This window comes from Paenibacillus sp. JNUCC 34 (assembly GCF_058269055.1).
The window spans coordinates 4,283,285-4,301,549 of record NZ_CM177770.1 but is presented as its reverse complement, the minus strand read 5'-3'; the positions used below and the strand labels follow the sequence as shown (position 1 = coordinate 4,301,549).

Annotated in this window: 17 protein-coding genes; 15 read left to right on the top strand and 2 right to left on the bottom strand. The window is 45.9% G+C overall.

The genetic code is table 11. From position 1 onward, the window contains the following. The first annotated feature begins 60 nt into the window (after window positions 1-60). The 9 genes from AC2TF5_RS20210 to AC2TF5_RS20170 all read left to right on the top strand — a co-directional run bounded on the left by AC2TF5_RS20210 (window position 61) and on the right by AC2TF5_RS20170 (window position 9,111). The gene (locus AC2TF5_RS20210; RefSeq protein WP_491298936.1) at window positions 61-825 is read left to right on the top strand and encodes a creatininase family protein; all 765 of its coding nucleotides are present in this window, start codon (window positions 61-63) and stop codon (window positions 823-825) included. A gap of 4 nt (window positions 826-829) precedes the next feature. Next, window positions 830-2,338: an argininosuccinate lyase gene (gene argH, locus AC2TF5_RS20205; protein WP_491298935.1), complete on the top strand. Its 1,509-nt coding sequence runs from the start codon at window positions 830-832 to the stop codon at window positions 2,336-2,338. Next, window positions 2,338-3,333, top strand: a complete 996-nt coding sequence (locus AC2TF5_RS20200; RefSeq protein WP_491298934.1) for an N-acetylglucosamine kinase — start codon at window positions 2,338-2,340, stop codon at window positions 3,331-3,333. Before argH ends, AC2TF5_RS20200 begins: the two co-directional genes overlap by 1 nt. Window positions 3,334-3,361: 28 nt before the next feature. Next, window positions 3,362-4,111 (top strand): PIG-L deacetylase family protein, encoded by a 750-nt coding sequence (locus AC2TF5_RS20195; RefSeq protein WP_491298933.1) that lies wholly within the window; start codon window positions 3,362-3,364, stop codon window positions 4,109-4,111. Window positions 4,112-4,345: 234 nt separating this feature from the next. Next, window positions 4,346-5,113, top strand: coding sequence for an ABC transporter ATP-binding protein (locus AC2TF5_RS20190; RefSeq protein ID WP_491298932.1), 768 nt, complete (start codon window positions 4,346-4,348; stop codon window positions 5,111-5,113). Next, a complete protein-coding gene (locus tag AC2TF5_RS20185; RefSeq protein ID WP_491298931.1) occupies window positions 5,100-7,031 on the top strand; it encodes an FtsX-like permease family protein in 1,932 nt (643 codons plus the stop codon). The genes AC2TF5_RS20190 and AC2TF5_RS20185 overlap by 14 nt, the downstream gene beginning before the upstream one ends. Before the next feature lie 24 nt (window positions 7,032-7,055). Beyond that, window positions 7,056-7,415 carry a YxeA family protein gene (locus AC2TF5_RS20180; protein WP_491298930.1) on the top strand — a complete coding sequence of 120 codons (360 nt, stop codon included), beginning with the start codon at window positions 7,056-7,058 and terminating at the stop codon, window positions 7,413-7,415. 110 nt (window positions 7,416-7,525) lie between these two features. After that, the gene (locus tag AC2TF5_RS20175; protein ID WP_491298929.1) at window positions 7,526-7,978 is read left to right on the top strand and encodes a MarR family winged helix-turn-helix transcriptional regulator; all 453 of its coding nucleotides are present in this window, start codon (window positions 7,526-7,528) and stop codon (window positions 7,976-7,978) included. Window positions 7,979-8,037: 59 nt separating this feature from the next. Next, the gene (locus tag AC2TF5_RS20170) at window positions 8,038-9,111 is read left to right on the top strand and encodes a saccharopine dehydrogenase family protein (RefSeq protein ID WP_491298928.1); all 1,074 of its coding nucleotides are present in this window, start codon (window positions 8,038-8,040) and stop codon (window positions 9,109-9,111) included. Between the two features lie 102 nt (window positions 9,112-9,213). Here AC2TF5_RS20170 and AC2TF5_RS20165 read toward each other — a convergent pair whose 3' ends face one another. After that, window positions 9,214-10,053, bottom strand: coding sequence for a sugar phosphate isomerase/epimerase family protein (locus tag AC2TF5_RS20165; protein ID WP_491298927.1), 840 nt, complete (start codon window positions 10,051-10,053; stop codon window positions 9,214-9,216). Between the two features lie 66 nt (window positions 10,054-10,119). Beyond that, entirely contained in the window at window positions 10,120-11,193 is a 1,074-nt protein-coding gene (locus tag AC2TF5_RS20160) for a M42 family metallopeptidase (RefSeq protein WP_208915151.1), read from the bottom strand. Window positions 11,194-11,710: 517 nt separating this feature from the next. On the opposite strand from AC2TF5_RS20160, the gene spoVAC reads away from it, so the two are divergent. The 6 genes from spoVAC to AC2TF5_RS20130 all read left to right on the top strand — a co-directional run bounded on the left by spoVAC (window position 11,711) and on the right by AC2TF5_RS20130 (window position 18,166). After that, window positions 11,711-12,160, top strand: a complete 450-nt coding sequence (gene spoVAC / locus AC2TF5_RS20155; RefSeq protein ID WP_491302953.1) for a stage V sporulation protein AC — start codon at window positions 11,711-11,713, stop codon at window positions 12,158-12,160. Between the two features lie 2 nt (window positions 12,161-12,162). Next, the gene (gene spoVAD, locus AC2TF5_RS20150) at window positions 12,163-13,176 is read left to right on the top strand and encodes a stage V sporulation protein AD (RefSeq protein WP_491298926.1); all 1,014 of its coding nucleotides are present in this window, start codon (window positions 12,163-12,165) and stop codon (window positions 13,174-13,176) included. Window positions 13,177-13,182: 6 nt separating this feature from the next. After that, a complete protein-coding gene (gene spoVAE, locus AC2TF5_RS20145) occupies window positions 13,183-13,533 on the top strand; it encodes a stage V sporulation protein AE (RefSeq protein ID WP_491298925.1) in 351 nt (116 codons plus the stop codon). Window positions 13,534-13,743: 210 nt separating this feature from the next. Further along, complete coding sequence (locus AC2TF5_RS20140; protein WP_491298924.1) at window positions 13,744-14,700, top strand: AAA family ATPase; 957 nt, start codon at window positions 13,744-13,746, stop codon at window positions 14,698-14,700. A gap of 2 nt (window positions 14,701-14,702) precedes the next feature. Beyond that, the gene (locus AC2TF5_RS20135) at window positions 14,703-15,950 is read left to right on the top strand and encodes a DUF58 domain-containing protein (RefSeq protein ID WP_491298923.1); all 1,248 of its coding nucleotides are present in this window, start codon (window positions 14,703-14,705) and stop codon (window positions 15,948-15,950) included. After that, the gene (locus tag AC2TF5_RS20130) at window positions 15,950-18,166 is read left to right on the top strand and encodes a transglutaminase TgpA family protein (protein ID WP_491298922.1); all 2,217 of its coding nucleotides are present in this window, start codon (window positions 15,950-15,952) and stop codon (window positions 18,164-18,166) included. Before AC2TF5_RS20135 ends, AC2TF5_RS20130 begins: the two co-directional genes overlap by 1 nt. Window positions 18,167-18,265: the final 99 nt, after the last annotated feature.

The following is an 18,265-nucleotide window of genomic DNA, read 5'->3' as shown; positions in this document are numbered from 1 at the left end:
GGTAGCGGGGGCCCCATTGGGCCCCCCAATACGATGGAGAAGCGGAGGTTTAAGGAGTATATGGATGTAATCGGAGTACACGGGCGAGAAATCAGTCATGTGACGGAAAGTGCGCAATTCGCGGTCGTGCCCTTGGGGTCAGTGGAATATCATGGGCCGCATTCCCCACTCGGAACCGATACGATCTTGGCGGAAGGATTCGCGAAGCGGGTTAATGCAGCTCTGCGTCCTTTGATCTATCCGACGCTTCCGTTCTCGGCTTGCCCGGGCAAAACCCAGCACTATCCCGGAACAATATCGGTTCGCCCCTCGATTTTTATCGAGTATCTCACCGATGTTGTCGAAGGGATTTGCCGTCTTGGCATCCGCAATATCGTGCTGCTGAACGCTCATGACGCCAATATGGGCCCAGCCAGAGTCGTCGCCGAATCGGTGACTAGCACCTATCCCGACGCCAGCTTCCTTATTATCAACTGGTGGCAGATGGCGAGCGTCGATTTCACGCAGCAGTTAGGACTGTTCCAAGGGACGGCAGGAAGAGGGCATGGCGGTCCGTATGAAATGTCCGCCGTGAAGGCGTTGCGCCCGGAAATGGTAACCGTACAGGAATCGGACTTGGAATTAGATTCGTGTCCTCCTTTATCTTCTTTGCCTTATGTATTAGTGGAAGGAACCCCTCAAGGCTGGGACGGCTACACAGGACATATTCAGCAGTGCTCCTTGGAGGCGGGACAGACAATCGTAGAAGAAGCAAGCCGCAATATGAACTTATTGATACAAGAATGGTTGGATATGAGAAAAAAGACGAACAAGGAGGCTAAATAGAGCTATGGGATATCGTGAACAGTGGTTGGAGACGGAAGGAGCTGCATTTCCCGGCAAAACGTATACAGAGGTTGTGTTGGAGCCGGCATTTAACGAGGCCAAGACTCATTTGCTGGGTTCGATGATGGCGATCAACAAGGCACATCTGATCATGCTGGAAAAGCAGCAATTGGTATCAACCGACGAAGCGAAGCAAATTGCCAAAGCAATCCGGTCGATCGATCCGGAGGCGCTTCGCCAAGCTAGCTATACGGGACAGTTCGAGGATTTGTTCTTTCAGGTAGAGCATCAGATGCTGGAGCATGCGGGCGATATCGCAGGCAATTTGCACCTGGCGCGCAGCCGCAATGACATGGGCATTTCCATTTATCGCATGGTTTTACGGGAGAAGTTGATCGTGACATTGACCTCCGCGCTGAAGCTCAATGAGCAGCTGCTGCTATTCGCTAAAGACCACACAGATACGCTTATGATCGGCTATACTCATACGCAGCAGGCTCAGCCGACGACACTTTCGCACTATTTTATGGCCGTTGTCGATTCGCTCAATCGGGATATTCGCCGGATGATGGCGTCCTTCACGAACTGCAACCGAAGCAGCATGGGAGCAGCGGCGCTCACGACGTCGGGCTTTGCAATCAGTCGGGAGCAGATGATGGAGCTGCTCGCCTTCGACGAGCTTATCGACAATTCGTATGACGCGATCGGCGGTGCTGATTACTTGGGTGAAGTGGCGACGGCCGTGCAGCTTGCGGCAATCAATTTAGGTCGAGTCGTTCAAGATATGCTGCTCTGGTGTACACAGGAATTCGGCGCGTTAAAGGTGGCAGCTCCGTATGTGCAGATCAGCTCGATTATGCCGCAGAAGCGCAATCCCGTCTCCTTCGAGCATATGCGTGCTTTGTTGTCGAGCTGCGTAGGCAATACGAACACGGTGCTGTCGATGATTCACAATACGCCGTTCGGGGATATCGTAGATACGGAAGACGATATGCAGCCTTATGCGTGGAGAAGCCTCGACGTTATGGATAAAATGTATCGTTTGTTCGCTGCCGTCATTGGTACGATGGGAGTGAACAAAGAGGTGCTTCGCGAGCGAACGAAAGGAAGCTTCGCCACGGTAACCGAGCTGGCGGACACGCTTGTCCGCACAGACGGCTTGTCGTTCAGAAAAGCGCATCATATCGTCAGTGACGTGGTAAAGCTGTCCTTGGCGCAAGGCCTGGCGGCTAACGAGATTACGTTGTCCATCGTCAACGAAAGCGCACAGCGCCACATCGGACGGGATTCTTCTCTTAGCGAGGAGACGCTGCGCGAGGCGCTCGACCCTGTGCATTTTGTAGAGATCCGCTCATTGCCGGGAGGGCCGAGCCCGAAGGAAATTAATCGTATGATCGACATTCGGATGAACCAGCATCATGCACATGTTCATTGGCTTGGGCAAGCACAAAGTAAAATTGAGCAGGCGCTGCAGCATTTGGATCAAGTCATCCTAGAGTGGAGTGGTTCTTGATGGATAAGCACACCATCCCTCTGCTTGCTATCGACGGCGGGGGGACGAAGTGCCTTGCGGTCTTTACAGACAGGCAGGGGAATATACTCGGACAAGGAAAGGGAGGTTCCTCCAATTACCAAGGCAGTGGGAAAGATGGGGTCATCCGCGAACTGAAAGTCGGGATTGAAGAAGCGGTCGCGGATTTGTGTGAGAGGAACGGAATTGATGTATCGCATGTAGAGATTGAAGTGGAATGCGCCGTGTTCGCCCTTGCGGGACTAGATACGGAATACGACCGGCACATTATTACTGGATTGGTAGAGGAAGTGCTAAAGCTGCTGCCGATACAGGTCAAGCATCTAATCGTAGAAAACGACGGCTACGCTGCACTCCTCGGGGCAACAGACGGCGATCCGGGGATTCTGGCCATTGCCGGAACGGGGTCGATCATATTCGGCATCAACGATCAAGGACAGACGGCCAGAGCTGGAGGCTGGGGTCATCGGGTCGGTGACGAAGGCAGCGGCTATTGGATCGGCAAGCAGGCAGTGATGGCGATTCTCAAGGCTTATGACGGGCGGAATGAGGGTACTCGGCTCGGTAAATGGGTGCTCCCGCATTTGGGTATGGAAAATGAAGAGGATTTGTTCAACTGGGTATATGGCCCCGAGTATTCCGTCGAAAAAGTAAGTGAGCTCTCCCGTGCGGTTGGCCAAGCAGCCTCTGACGGAGACAAGGAAGCGCATCAAATTCTGGAGGTGGCCGCTCACGAGCTGTTTATCGCTGTCGCAGCGGTTATACGTCATTTGTCGTTCCAGAATAAACCATTTACAATGATACTACTGGGTGGCGTTCTGCAACACGAAGGATACGTTCGGGATATGTTAATGCACAAGATTAAAGCGCACACTCCACATGTTCAATGGGACAAGGCTCGGAAGGAGCCGATTTACGGTGTAACAGCCATGGGACTTTCTTATTTGGAAACGAAGGTATCTACTAAGGTTCAGTAAGATACGAACAGTAGGGGGAGGGAGGGAAATGAAGAAAAGATGGTTATTCGTGTTTGCCCATCCAGATGACGAATCTTTTGCAGCCGGAGGCACGATCGCGAAGCTCAGCAGCACGGGGCACGAGGTTTTTCTGGCGTGCGCTACATCGGGATGCGGGGGGAAGTCGGGAGAATTTCAATTCACTACCCGCGAAGAATTGGCCCGATTTCGTGAGCAGGAGCTGCGGAGCGCATGCTCCGTACTGGGTTTTGCCGACCTCATTCTATATCGTTATCCAGATGGCGAACTAAAGTCACTCGATTTGGAAACGCTGGCCCATCGAATTCAATCGACTATTTTGGATCTGAAGCCGGATGTCATCCTTACGTTTCCACCGGACGGAGTTACCGGACATCCTGATCATATCGCGATTTCCGCAGCAGTAGTTAAGGCGGTCGTGCTGGCAGAAGCGCAATACCCAGAGGGGCAGCAGCCATCATTGTATTTTACCTCAATTCCCCATTACTACGACCATTGCAAGGATTCGGGGCCGAAGCACACATGCCCGATTACAGTGAGAGTCGATATCAGTGACTTTCGTCAGCACAAGGGGGAGGCTTTACAAGCCTACCGGAGCCAGATTTACTCGGTAAACCGCGCCTATCCTGGGGTCATGGACGACGACTATACAGTCATCTGTGACTATGAATATTACACATTGTTTCGCGCCAATGGTCAGCAGATGCAAGAGGAGACGGTACTGGCTTTGAACGAGCTGCCGATATTAGATTTGATGTAATAAGTTGTTTTTGATTGAACATTCTGATTCTCGATACTGTTCCTGCCGTTCCTCTGCGAGTGGCATTTTTTTGATCCATGGAAGCATCTTAAAAAATCTCTAAGCGAATTGGCTTTGAGATTTTTTTATTTAAGATTTATGTAAGGTTTAAATTAAAAAGGTGTAAGGTTCAAGGTTTATTATAACTACTGGAGACAGGAGTAATTTTAAACTTACGATTTAGGAGACACAAATATGAAACCAATCTTACAAGCAAAGAATGTTCAAAAAGTTTTTGGTGCCAAAGGAAATGTGTACACAGCACTACAAGATATTAATGTAGAGATTCAAAAAGGTGAATTTACCGGAATCATGGGCCCATCTGGCGCGGGTAAATCCACGCTTTTAAATATTTTCTCCACAATCGATACACCATCATCAGGAGAAATCATTATCGATGGTCAAAATATCGTCCAAATGAAGGAAGCTCAATTATCGGATTTTCGTCGTAATAAGTTGGGGTTTATTTTCCAAGAATATAATTTACTTGATACCTTAACGGTAAAAGAGAATATTTTACTTCCACTTGCATTATCAAGAGTACCGGTGAAAGAAATCGAAAAACGCGTCAATGAAATCGCGGATACATTTGGTATTCGAGAAATTTTAGATAAATATCCATACCACATATCTGGAGGTCAAAAGCAGCGCGCAGCTGCATCTCGTGCCATTGTTGCAAATCCAAGCTTAATATTAGCTGACGAGCCAACAGGTGCATTAGATTCAAAATCTGCCACTAGTTTACTGGAAAGCTTAAGCACATTAAACGAAAAGAATAAATCAACGATCCTGATGGTAACGCACGATGCGTACGCAGCAAGTTTCTGTAAACGAGTTTTATTTATAAAAGATGGTCAACTCTTTACGGAGCTTCTGAAAGGACAGCAATCCCGCAAGGATTTCTTCCAAAAGGTATTAGATGTCCTGTCTTCTCTTGGAGGTGGGCATAGTGACATTATTTAGTATCGCTAAAAAAAATATAGTGCAAAATTTCAATAACTATTTCTTGTATTTTGCTTCGATGATTTTTAGTATAGTCATTTACTTTACATTCGTTTCATTGAAATTTGATACAACGATTCAAGCCACATCTGATGGGTCACCAAAAATCAGTTCTGTTTTTAGTGGTGCAGCATTTGTTTTAATGATTTTTGTGGCTATTTTCATATGGTATTCTAACTCCTTCTTTACAAGGAAACGTAAAAAAGAAGTCGGTTTATATTCTTTACTGGGTGTACGTAAAAAGCAAATTGGTCGTATGCTTTTCTATGAAAACTTTATTATGGGGATATTAGCACTCGTGATCGGAATTTTAATTGGCTCAGTACTATCAAAGTTTTTCGTGTCCATTTTAATGAAAGTTATGGGATATGAAGCAATCACGAATTTCTCAATTTCATCTGAAGCAGTTATTAACACGGTCTTAGTCTTTGTTGTTATTACACTAATTACCTCATTCCAAGGGTATAGACTTATCTATCGCTTTAAATTAATTGATCTATTTCAGGCCGATAAAGAAGGAGAACAAGAACCCAAAGCGTCTATGATGGTAGCTTTATTATCTCTTATTCTAATTGGTACTGGTTACTGGATAGCGCTTCAAAACTTTATTGAGTCGAATGTTTGGAGATCTTTAGGTTTTGCGATAACTCCAATGGTAATCTTAGTTACGGTTATTCTGGGTACGTATTTGTTATTTAGCACATTAACTGTATACCTATTAAAAATGTCAAGAAAGAATAAAAGAAACTATTGGAAAGGAATTAACATCATAGGGACGTCCCAACTTCTTTACCGAATTAAAGGGAATGCTCGTACACTAACTATCATTGCCGTCCTGAGTGCCACAACATTAACAGCGGTTGGAACGGCATACAGTTTGTATTACAACAACAGAAGTAGTGTGGAGACAATAAATCCCAATAGCATGATGTTTATTGCTACGGATAAGAACTTAACAAAACTTGTTGAAGATATCGTATCAAACAATAAAGATCATAACGTTGTATATCATGAATCGATTCCAACACTTCAACTAGATGCAGATATAACAAACCTAAACGATAAATTTTCTAATAATGAAGAAAAATATACGGTTATTTCAAACAGTCATTTTAACGAATTAGCAAAAGCACAAGATCGTAATGATTTCCTTTCTTTAAAAGCTAACGAATCAGCTGCGTTAGACGCAGTCTACATGGAAGGAATGTCACCAAAATATGTAGGAGCCACGATTTCTTTAAAGCTTAATGGAAGTGATGAGAAGATTACATTTACCAATTTAAAGAAATATAGTGTCCTCAATCTTTATACTGCCTATACTTCTCTTGTTGTCAGTGATGAATTATTTGCGAAATTAGAGAAAGAAGCTAATCCAACATACATGGAAGTGTATAACATCACGAATGAAGATGATGCAGAACAATTAACAAAAGACATTCAATCGATCGTACCAGATGAAGCAGCATTCTCCAGTTTTTATGCAAACTATGCTTCGGGGTTAGAATCATCAGGACTGCTAATATTCATGGGTGGATTTCTGGGATTAGTCTTCCTGGCTGCAACAGGAAGTATCATTTACTTTAAACAATTAACAGAAGCTAACTCAGATAAAGGTCGATATGAGATTCTTAACAAAATAGGAGTGAACAAAAAAGAAGTACGAAAATCTATTGCGAAGCAAGTATTGTTTGTTTTTGCCCTGCCATTACTTGCAGGATCAGCTCATAGTATTGTGGCTTTAACTGCTTTATCAAAATTATTACAAACAAATCTAGTCATTCCAGTAGTTATTTGCATGGGGGTATATACCTGTATTTATATCGTGTACTACTTCTTAACAGTAAATGCTTACTACAAAATAGTGACGAAATCGAATTAAATAAATTATACGAGGAGTAGAACAATGAAAAAAATAATCATATCTGTTTCGGTAATAGCGGTACTTGTAATTGGGTTCTTGATTTTTATTCAGAATGTAAATGTAAACAGGATTGGTGCAGACGAATACTTTGTTCAAATTAAAGGGAAAGGTGAGAAATTAGATGTTAAAGGAGCTAATGGCCAGCATTTTGAAGACTACAAATACACCTTACAAGCGATTAACAAAGAAGGAATAGAAAAAACGATGACATTTACAGCGCAAAAACAACTTCGTGAAGAAGCTTTTCTAAGACTCTATGTTAAAGAAGAGAAAGGAGTAACATCTTGGCAAGAGGTAACAAGAGATGAACTACCGGAAAAAGCAAAAGAGAAATTTGAATAACATAGATAGAAGGAAGATAAAGGATATGGAAGAGGGAGCTGTCCCAGGTCTATGGACCTTTCGGGACACCCCCCATTGACAATGTTATGTTTAGTAACTAAACTAAAATCATGGATAAATCAAATCACTTGTCATCTGACAACAACAAAGGAAGCCGCAATCTTGGCCGATTGATATTGCAGCTCCGGCGGCTAGAACGCCACCCGCATACATTTGGTAAAGCCGGTTCCCTAACCCCAAGTGAAATTCACACGATTGAAGCGATTGGATACGAGGGCGGCGTGCTGATGAGCGAGCTTGCCGGACGTCTTGCTGTTACGAAAGGTGCAGTCACCCAGCTTATCGTTCGTCTGGAAGCGAAAGATCTGGTGACACGTTCGCCACATCCGCATGACTCCAGAGCGATTATTATCTCACTAACTGATACAGGGAAGGAGGCTTTTAAGGCGCACGAGGAAGTGCATATTCAGTTTTACGACCAACTTCGCTCACAGCTTAACGAGCAGGAGATCGAAATTTTTGAGAAGTGCATCGAAACACTAAACGAAATTTTACGCAAATAATTTTTTTTGACTAAATAGTTTAGTATCTATACTATAATGGGTATTCGGAGGACAACCTATTGAGAGACAAGATCGTAGTCATTGGGGGTTATGGTCAAGTAGGCCAAGTGATATGCAGCAGCCTGAGAGATTTGTTTCCCGGAAAAGTTTATGCTGCTGGAAGAAGTTTTGATAAAGCTGCACGTTTTGCTGCAACTACTGGCAATAAAGTGATTCCGATTCAACTGGATGCGTATGATATCAACGCAGTCGACCTTTTGGAGGAGGGAATGATTGTGGTCATGTGTCTGGATCAAGACAACACTAATTTCGTAGAGAGATGTCTCCAAAAGAAAATACACTATATCGATATATCTGCGTCGCATGACTTTTTATCCAAAGTGAGAAGCATTGAGAAACATATGACATCGTTGGAATCGACTTCGGTATTAAGTGTCGGTTTAGCGCCAGGACTCACCAACATGTTGGCAAAACAATGCACTAATACGATGGATCAAGTTCATTCGTCTGATATTTTTATCATGTTAGGTCTGGGAGAGCAGCATGGTCAAGCTGCAATAGAGTGGATGGTTGATAATATAGCTTCGAGCTTCTCCGTGGTTGAGGATGGAATAAATAAACAAGTGAGAAGTTTAGAGGATGGCAAAACAACGGAATTTCCCGGTAAATTTGGTCAAAGAACAGCTTACCGATTTAATTTTTCAGACCAACATGTTTTACCAGAAACATTGGGCATTCCTGCAGTTTCCACACGTATTTGTTTCGACTCGTCGTGGATAACCCGTCTACTCGCTATATCGAAAAAATTAGGCGTATATCGCTCGCTTCAATATCCTGCCGTCCGACGTTCCATGATCAATCTGCTAAGTGAATTTCACTTGGGAACAGAGGTATACGCTGCAAAAGTTAGTGCAATTGGCATACATAACGCTCAATCCGTCTGCTATGAATGTTCGATTCATGGACAGAGTGAGTCGTTTATTACGGGAAAAACCGCAGCATTCATAGCAAAAAAACTGTATCTGCAAGATTACCGCCCTGGTATTTTTCATATTGAGGAGTTATTCGATCCTATGGAGCTCATCGAGGAATTAAAGGAGTGGGCTGCCTTCGAAGAAGGCTGGAAAAGTTAAACAACGCCTAAAGCAGCTGCCTGTTACTTGAGCAGGTGCCTTAGGCGTTGTTTTTACTGCAACTGATAATGGCAGTTGTGGCTTTCCCATCAGTTCTGTTACTTACAGTAATCCGGCTGCTTGAAATACTTTGTCAAAGGCTTGGCGAGACCGGGCAGCAAGTTGATCAGGGGAATCGGTTGGGGTGGATGGGGTCAGAATTTCTTGAGCGACGGGACCATTATACCCGATTTGATGTAGCCCTCTTAAAAATCCTGCCAAATTGATTATACCTTCACCCGGGTAAATACGGTCATTGTCCAGCACATCCTCCACGGGTACGTCTTTCGCATCGTTGATATGTACATGAACAATTTGGTCTGCTCTCAGACGCAATATATCGGATTCGTTCAAGCCGTTCGTGTACCAATGATAGGAGTCGAATAATAGTCCGACATTCGGTTCGTGAATTGCATCAATCCAATCGAGTGTTTCGTCGACTGTCCAGATAAATGGATTCTTCCATTGCGTGCGCAAATGATGAGGACCGACAAACTCCAGGCCAAGCCTGATTCCATAGGCGCCGAGAATATTAGCACATATCCGAAGGCGCTTGGTTGCAACAGCCATGAAATGCGCACTCGGGTAATCCGTCGAGGGAAGAATGTAAGTGCAGCATCGGGTGCAACCCAATGCGGAAGCTGCCGCTGCCGCTGCTGGTAATTGGCTTATTCCTTTTAAAAATTTATGCTCGTCAGCTCTCCATTCAACCGGAAGACCGATGGCTCCGATCGTAAGATTGAGTTCCTGAAGACGTTCGGCAGCCGTCTCGGCTCCGAGACGGTCAACGAGCTCTTTGGCTTCAAGATCTACACTCTGAAAATGGTACTGGGATGCCAGCTCCATGAGTTGCTCATCATTTGCAATTTCACCTAAACCAGCACGTGTTAATCCTTGTAGCATGAAGAAATTCCTCCATATGTGTGTAATCGAGTCTGTTCAGCGTGATTTGTAAGCCTTGTACCTAAGTTACGCTCGCTCCAAAATCGTATTCAATGTCGTACGGTCCAGTCCTTTAACCAGCTTAATGAGCAGTTCTTTGGCAGCCTCGTAGTCATCTGTATGGATGATGGATGAGGAAGTATGGATGTATCTTGAACAAATGCCGATGATCGTGGAAGGAACACCGATCCCACTCAAATGCACCTGTCCTGCATCTGTGCCACCTGGAGATACAAAGTATTGGTATTTGATTTTGTTGGTGTCAGCTGTGTCTTGCACATACTCTACCATCCCGCGGTGCGTCAGCATCGTTGGGTCAAAGATGCGCAGCAGCGCGCCTTGTCCGAGCTGTCCGAACTGACTTTTGTCACCCATCATATCGTTCGCTGCGCTGGCATCAAGTCCGAAGAAAATGTCCGGTTGGATCAGGTTGGCTGATGTCCGCGCACCACGCAAACCGAGCTCTTCCTGAACGGTAGCTCCGGCATATACGGTATTAGGAAGCTTTTCGCCGTGAAGAGCTTTTACAAGTTCAATGGCCAGTCCAACGCCATAGCGGTTATCCCAGGCTTTCGCCATGATTTTTTTAGGGTTCGCAAGAGGAGTGAACTCACAGATCGGAACAATCTGCTGTCCTGGACGGATACCGAACGATTCGGCTTCCGCTTTATTATCCGCACCGATATCTACATACATTGTCTTGATGTCGACCGGCTTGCTACGTTGTGCCTCGTCTAGTAGATGGGTAGGAATGGAGCCAACCACTCCAGTAATCGGGCCTTGATCCGTAATAATCTGCAGCCGCTGTGCGAGCACAGCCTGACTCCACCAACCACCTAAAGGCTGAAAGCGGATCATGCCGGCTTCCGTAATTCCCGTTACCATAAAGCCTACCTCATCCATATGACCGGCCACCATTACCCGAGGACCTTCATCATTCCCGCGCAAGACAGCGAAGATGCTTCCTAAACGATCCTGCAGGAATTCGTCTGTATATGGGGAGAGGGCATCCTTAACCCATGAACGCAGTTCACGTTCAAAGCCCGGAGCCGCCGGGAATTCTGTTAAAGTCCGCAGCAAATCCATTGTCGATTGATTCATAATGTGTTCGCTCCTTTTTCGAAAGTATGTATAAGATTCATGTTCTAGTATGCCCTTCCAGCGTCGAAAAGTCCATGTTATCACATGGACTTATTAACTTCCGTCAATACATAGCACCTATACCGGTGACAACGAGTATATTGTACTGAATTTGGTTTTTACGTATTTGTCTTGGAAGGGAGTTTTATATGAAACAGCATACCCTCGATTTATACAACCCGCATGGCAAAGCCAGTGAGTTTCTGCTGGTGCTGGTGCTCTTTGTTTTGTTGGTGGTTTTGTTGATGTATGTGTTGATCTGAATGATCAATGTTAAGGTCCATACGTAAAACAGCTTTAGGCAAAGTGCTTGAAGCTGTTTTTTATATGGATGATTTACATAAAAGAAGTCAATTTAAACCATAATGATATAGAGCGAAATTTCCATAATATCCAACTTGCAAGAGCAACATATACTTAGCCGGAGGTGTACGAATTGCCTGACTCTAAACAAAAATCCGAATCAAAACTAAATTCGATGAGTCCGGAGGAATACAAGTCGATTGCCAAAAAACACGAACCGCCGAGCAATATACTGAAAAACTGCCTAAAAGCTTTTTTGGTGGGGGGATTGATTTGTGTTATCGGACAAGGTATTCAGCAGTTCTTTATGTCGGTGTTCCATATGAGCACAAAAGCGGCCAGCAACCCGACGGTAGCGGTACTCATATTGATTTCCGTCATTATGACAAGCTTCGGGGTATACGATAAAATCGCCCAGTGGGCGGGAGCCGGCACGGCCGTTCCGGTAACCGGGTTCGCCAACTCTATGTGCTCTGCTGCACTTGAGCATCGTGCGGAAGGACTTGTGCTTGGCGTAGGAGCCAGCATGTTCAAACTTGCGGGTTCCGTTATCGTCTTCGGTACCGTTGCCGCATTTATCATAGGTATTATCTATGCTCTTCTGGGCATAGGAGGAGGCCATTGATTATGAAAGTGACCGGACAAACCTGGAAGTTTGAGAATAAACCAGTCATTTTGGGAGCCTCTTCGATTGTCGGTCCTGAAGAGGGGGAAGGACCACTAGCTCAGGATTTTGATTACATCTACGACAATATAGAAATCAACGAAAAGACCTGGGAGAAAGGTGAGCGCCGTTTACTAGAGGATGCGGCCAAAACGGCACTGGAGAACTCAGGCATTACAGAAGAACAGCTGCAGTTTTATGTAGGTGGAGACCTGATGAACCAGATCATCAGCAGCTCCTTCGCAGCCCGTAAAATGGGTGTGCCATATATTGGTGTGTTCGGAGCCTGCTCTACTTCGATGGAGAGCTTGGCTCTTGCCTCACTTATGGTGGATTCGGGTGCCGCACAATATGCGATGGCCGGTACGGTGAGTCATAACTGTACGGTCGAAAAACAGTTCCGTTATCCTACAGAATATGGCTCTCAGAAGCCGCCGTATGCGCAGTATACAATTACCGGAGCAGGCTGTTCGGTTGTAGCGGCCCAAGGGGGCGGACCGGAAATCACTTACGCTACCATTGGCAAAGTAATGGATCTTGGGATAAAGGATCCTTTCAATATGGGTACAGCTATGGCGCCCGCAGCTGCGGACACCATTTCTGCACACTTTAAGGATTCCGGCCGTTCCCCCGGATACTACGATTTAGTTGTGACAGGGGATTTGGCTGCTGTCGGGTTTCCTATTGCCAAAGAGCTCCTTCAAAAAGAAGGAGTTCGCATGGAGGAGACGGATTTTATGGATTGCGGACTCATGATTTACGACCGTGATAAACAGAAGTATGTGTTATCCGGTGGAAGCGGCTGCGGCTGCTCTGCCGTTGTTACTTATGGCCATATTCTCAAACGGATGCGACGCGGCGAGCTCAAAAAAGTGCTGGTTGTTGCTACAGGTGCATTGCTCTCACCGCTTTCATATCAGCAGGGAGAGAGTATTCCTTGTATCGCACATGCCGTAGCTTTAGAGATGGGGGGTTGAGGAAGCATGCAATTTTTATGGGCTTTTATTATCGGCGGTCTGATCTGTGTCGTTGGACAGATCATGATGGATGCATTCAAGCTTACACCCGCTCATACGATGAGTACACTCGTTGTGGCCGGCGCGATTGCTGACGCTTTTGGCTTATACGAACCACTTATTAAGTTTGCCGGTGCTGGTGCCTCTGTACCCATTACAAGTTTTGGTAACTCTCTTGTTCACGGGGCTTTGACCGAGCTTGAACGTGACGGATGGATTGGTGTTGTTACGGGTATTTTTGAAATAACAAGCGCCGGGATTTCGTCGGCGATCATCTTTTCGTTTCTAGCCGCACTGATCGTACGTCCCAAAGGCTAAAGAAGCGATTCATATAGCTATATACACTGCAGCTCCGGATGTTTTTCCGGGGCTCTTTGCTGTGAGGAAAGACATGAATAGGATAACTCTTTTGCAGGAATGTATTCTTGATTGTATTCTTGAATGTACTCTTGAATGTACTCATCGACCTTCATCATGTACAATAGTAGTTAATCTACTATTTATTCCCTTACAGGAGGTTTTTAATACATGCCCGTAAGTCAAGAATCCATGAATATCATTTCTTCGGTACGTTCCAATCTGGAATCGTGCCTGCTGGGCAAGGAATTCGAAATCCAGCTTCTTCTTACTGCGCTGCTTGCCGGTGGACATGTCCTGATTGAGGATGTTCCGGGAACGGGCAAGACTCAGTTAATTAAAGCACTCGCCAAATCCATGCAAGGAGATTACCGGCGCATACAGTGTAATCCTGACATTCTACCAAGTGATATAACAGGTGTATCGGTGTTTCACCCCCGTGATGAACGGTTCTATTTCCGGCCGGGACCTGTAATGACGAATGTTCTTCTGGCCGACGAGATCAACCGCGCAACGACCAAGACGCAATCGGCCTTGTTAGAAGTTATGGAAGAACGAAGTGTAACCGTAGATGGAGAGACACATGAACTTCCACATCCTTTTATGCTGTGTGCTACGCAAAATCCAATTGATTTTGAAGGTACCTATATGCTTCCCGAAGCTCAGTTAGATCGTTTCATGCTGAAAATCAGCTTGGGCTATCCTGATGCCGCTACCGAAAAAGAGCTGATGTTCCGTTCTAAAAATGGACAGTTAGTGGACAAGCTCAGACCGGTGACACATATGGACAGTATTTCGGCTATTCAGCACGAAATACGGGATGTGTTTATCGGAGACCCGGTAGCCGATTATTTGTTAGGCATAACGCGTGCTACAAGAGAGCATCCGGCTGTCATTCTGGGAGCGAGTCCACGCGCTACACTTTCGTTTATGAATGCCGTAAAGGCTTATGCGTTCTTGCAGCAACGGGATTACGTACTGCCTGATGATGTCAAAACTCTTGCACCTTATGTCTTGTCACACCGGATTATGCTGCGTCCGGAATCCAGACTCGACAATGCGACGACAGAGTCGGTGTTGCAATTTATTTTAAGACAAGTCAAAGTGCCCGTGCAGATGGGGAGATAAGTATGCGTCGTTATCTTTCGATATGGACGAACGGCATAAAACCGTCGAAACTCGCAGCGGTATTGGCGGTTTGGTGTATATGCTTGCTGTATGTTCTATTTCAGGGCGGTAAGACATCCATGATGCTTTTTTCAATGGTCAGTCTATTGTCCGTTTATCTAATTGGTTCGAGTTTCGGCGGAGTCAATCGAGTAAAGGCCTCCCGCTCCGTTACATCAGGTGAGAATAATGGCGATGTTCTACATGCCGGTGACCAGGTTCATGTCAAGATGGAAGTGAACATTCCGGGTCTGCTGCCAATGCCTTACCTTATTGTAAGAGAGGTGCTTCAGCGTCATAACGGGGAAAAGTGGTCATTTGAAGATAGTGTTATTCCGAGCCTGCGCGGATCCGGGGAGCTGGTGTTTCAGACACCTCCGCTGGAAAGAGGTCGCTATGCCTTTTCAAGCACGGAATGCATTAGCGAGGATATATTTGGTCTTATGGAGCATCGTGGGGTATTCGAGGTCCAAACGTCATTCCGGGTGCTGCCGAGAACCATTTATATTCCGAACTGGCATCGGAGCATTCGTAATTTAAGGCTGGGAGGGACGCAGACGACACTTTCGTCCTCCAGACGGGAGACGACCCAGATTAACGGTGTCCGGGATTACGTTTACGGTGACCGGATTTCACGAATACACTGGAATGCAACAGCCAAGACAGGCTCATGGAAATCCAAGGAGTTTGAGCACGAATCATTTCCAAAAACGATGATTGTATTGGATTGCACGGCAAAAGGGTACCAGAATTCCCGACAATTTGAGTTTGCGGTTTCTGCGGCTGCTTCACTTGTTGAATATGGAGCCCGAGAACATGCAGGCACCGGGCTTTTTACTGCAGGGAAAGATTCCCGTGTATTTGCGCCAAGCGATACCCCAAGCGAACGGATGCGGATGATTCAGCATTTGGTGGATGTGGATGCGGACCGGACAGAAAGTCTGCTGACCTCACTGGAGAGAGCATATCGACACTTTCCGAAAGGGGCTTTGTTCCTTCTAGTGAGTCCTTTGGCGGATCAATCGGTTATGGAAGCAATGCGCTGGGCTGAAACCAAAGGAATGAACCCTAGCTTGCTTAGAATACTAAGCTCTGATGGAGTGAACAGTGGCAAAGAGGATTATTCTGCATTTCTCCAGTCACGGGGTATTACGAATTACGCGGCTTCTTCGCTCGATGAGCTTCCTGCTGTTTTGGGAGGTGGTGCGTGATGAGGTCATGGATACAAAAGTTCTCGCTGTCCTTTTTCTATATATTATCGTTATTGTGGATTTGGCTTATATTACTGCAGTGGGTTTCCTACTCAGAGTCCTTATTATATGAAGAAACAACGGCAAGCATTATTGTCGCGCTCGCCATTACGGCGGTTACGGAATCCTTGGTGTTTATCAAGCGCGGATTTCGTATGCTTATTCAGTTGCCGTTGATCATTTATGCGGTATACCGCACGTTAGAGAAATACGGCAACCCTGTACCTTCAAGCTTGCTTAAAGGTATAAGGTCGGGAGAGCTGCTTGAATTTTTGCCTTATTTTTGGTTTGCGGCTGCATCATGGGCGATTTTTCTGTTCCTAGCAGTCTGGGCGACCAACAAAAGAAGGATCTTATTGGTTATAGGGTTGAATATCGTAGCTTTTGCTGTGCTTGACTCCTTTACGACCATTGTTTTATGGGATGAAACCGCATGGATCGTAGCAGTGGGTATGGGCTGGCTTGTTACAGAGCATTTCAACCGGTTTCGCAAAAGATTTCCTTTAGGTTGGCGCAAACTTCGGGAGTATCCCATCAAGATTATCGGAAATATCCTCGTTATCTTTTCATTGATTATTTTGGCCGGCATCAACATGCCGAACATACAACCCGCACTTACAGATCCTTATACCGCTTGGCGGGAATGGAACGGCATACCGTTGTCGGGAAGCGTGAGCGGATTGGGCGGCGGTATTCTCGATGTCTCTACCGAGAGCATGTCCGGATATGGGCGTGAAGATAACGAATTAGGTGGAGGTTTTAATTTCGACTATTCACCGGTCATGTCGGTTGCATCCAAGGAAAGAAGCTACTGGCGTGGTGAGACGAGAACACAATACTCTGGAACAGGCTGGTCTGATAAACAAAGACAGCGCGACTCGGAAGAGGTTGCGCTGGGCGAGGCTCTAAGCGGGGACTTATCAGGGAAGATTGACACCAAGACGGTGCAGCAGACCGTGACGATGCTCAATGACAGTGTATATCCGGTACTGTTTGGAGCCTATTCGATATCTAAAGTGGACAGGTTGGATCCTGACATGGATAACGGAATGCTTCGTTGGAAGGGTGAAAGTTCCGAGCTTCATCTGATTTCCGAGCCGAAACGTCTGAATTATCCGAAGACGTATACAGTCACTTCAGAAATCCCGGTCATCCCGGTAGAAGAGCTTAGCGCTCAAACTTATGATCAATTGTTTACCGGACCTGTAGACGAGGTGTATCTTCAGAAGCCGTCCAATTTCCCGGAACGTGTTGAAATGCTGGCGGAGGAAGTGACTGCCGCAGGAGATACTCCATATGAGAAGGTAATGCTGCTGCAGCAATATTTACAAAACAACTTTACCTACACGAACACGCCTGACTTAACGAGAAGGAAAAGTACAGACTTTGTGGATGGCTTTCTGTTTGAGGTGAAGGAAGGCTACTGCGACTACTTTTCTACGTCTATGGTTATGATGACCCGATCACTTGGTATTCCCGCCAGATGGGTGAAAGGCTATGCGCCTGGAAACATCCCCAGTCAGGAATTTATGTCTCAGAATGGTCAGAACAATTCAGCGTCTGGGAGTTATACGGTTACCAATGCGGACGCACACTCATGGGTTGAAGTATACTTCGGAGACTACGGCTGGATTCCGATTGAGACGACACCAGGCTTTAATATGCCGATTTTGGCCGACATGGACTCGATGAAACCTATTGTTACGGAGAAAGAGGAAGAGAAGGCTAAGGAAGAGGAAGAGCCTGTTTTGTCTTCTGAAGAAACGGGAGGCAGCTCCTCTTTGTACATGGTTCTGGGAATTATTTCAGGAGCGGTTATTCTCGCCTGGATAGGGTATATTCTTTGGAGAATGCGGTTTAATCTCCGATTCTTCTCTGCCCGTCTTCGAGCCGGGAAACCTCTGACACCTGCTGATAAAGTGATTGCCGAGACAGAACGGTGGATACGTTATGCCCATCGTCGCGGCTTGAAACGCGGCACTCATGAAACACTTCGGGAGTCGGTTAACCGTTGGGAGAGCCTTTATCCGTCGCTGTCTCGCTCGCTGACTCCATTGCTTATAAAGTTTGAGGCTGCACGCTATAGTCCAATCCACATTATGGAGGAAGAATGGCGCGCGGTTCAATCTGAAGCGGACCAGTTCAAAAAGAGTATAAAAAGTATTAGGATTTCCTGATCACAACCGCCCGGATTCCGATAGGAATAACGGGCGGCTTTTTCATGAAACCTCAGACACTCATTGGCTTTGGTTGTCTGGTTGACGAGCTGTCGATTA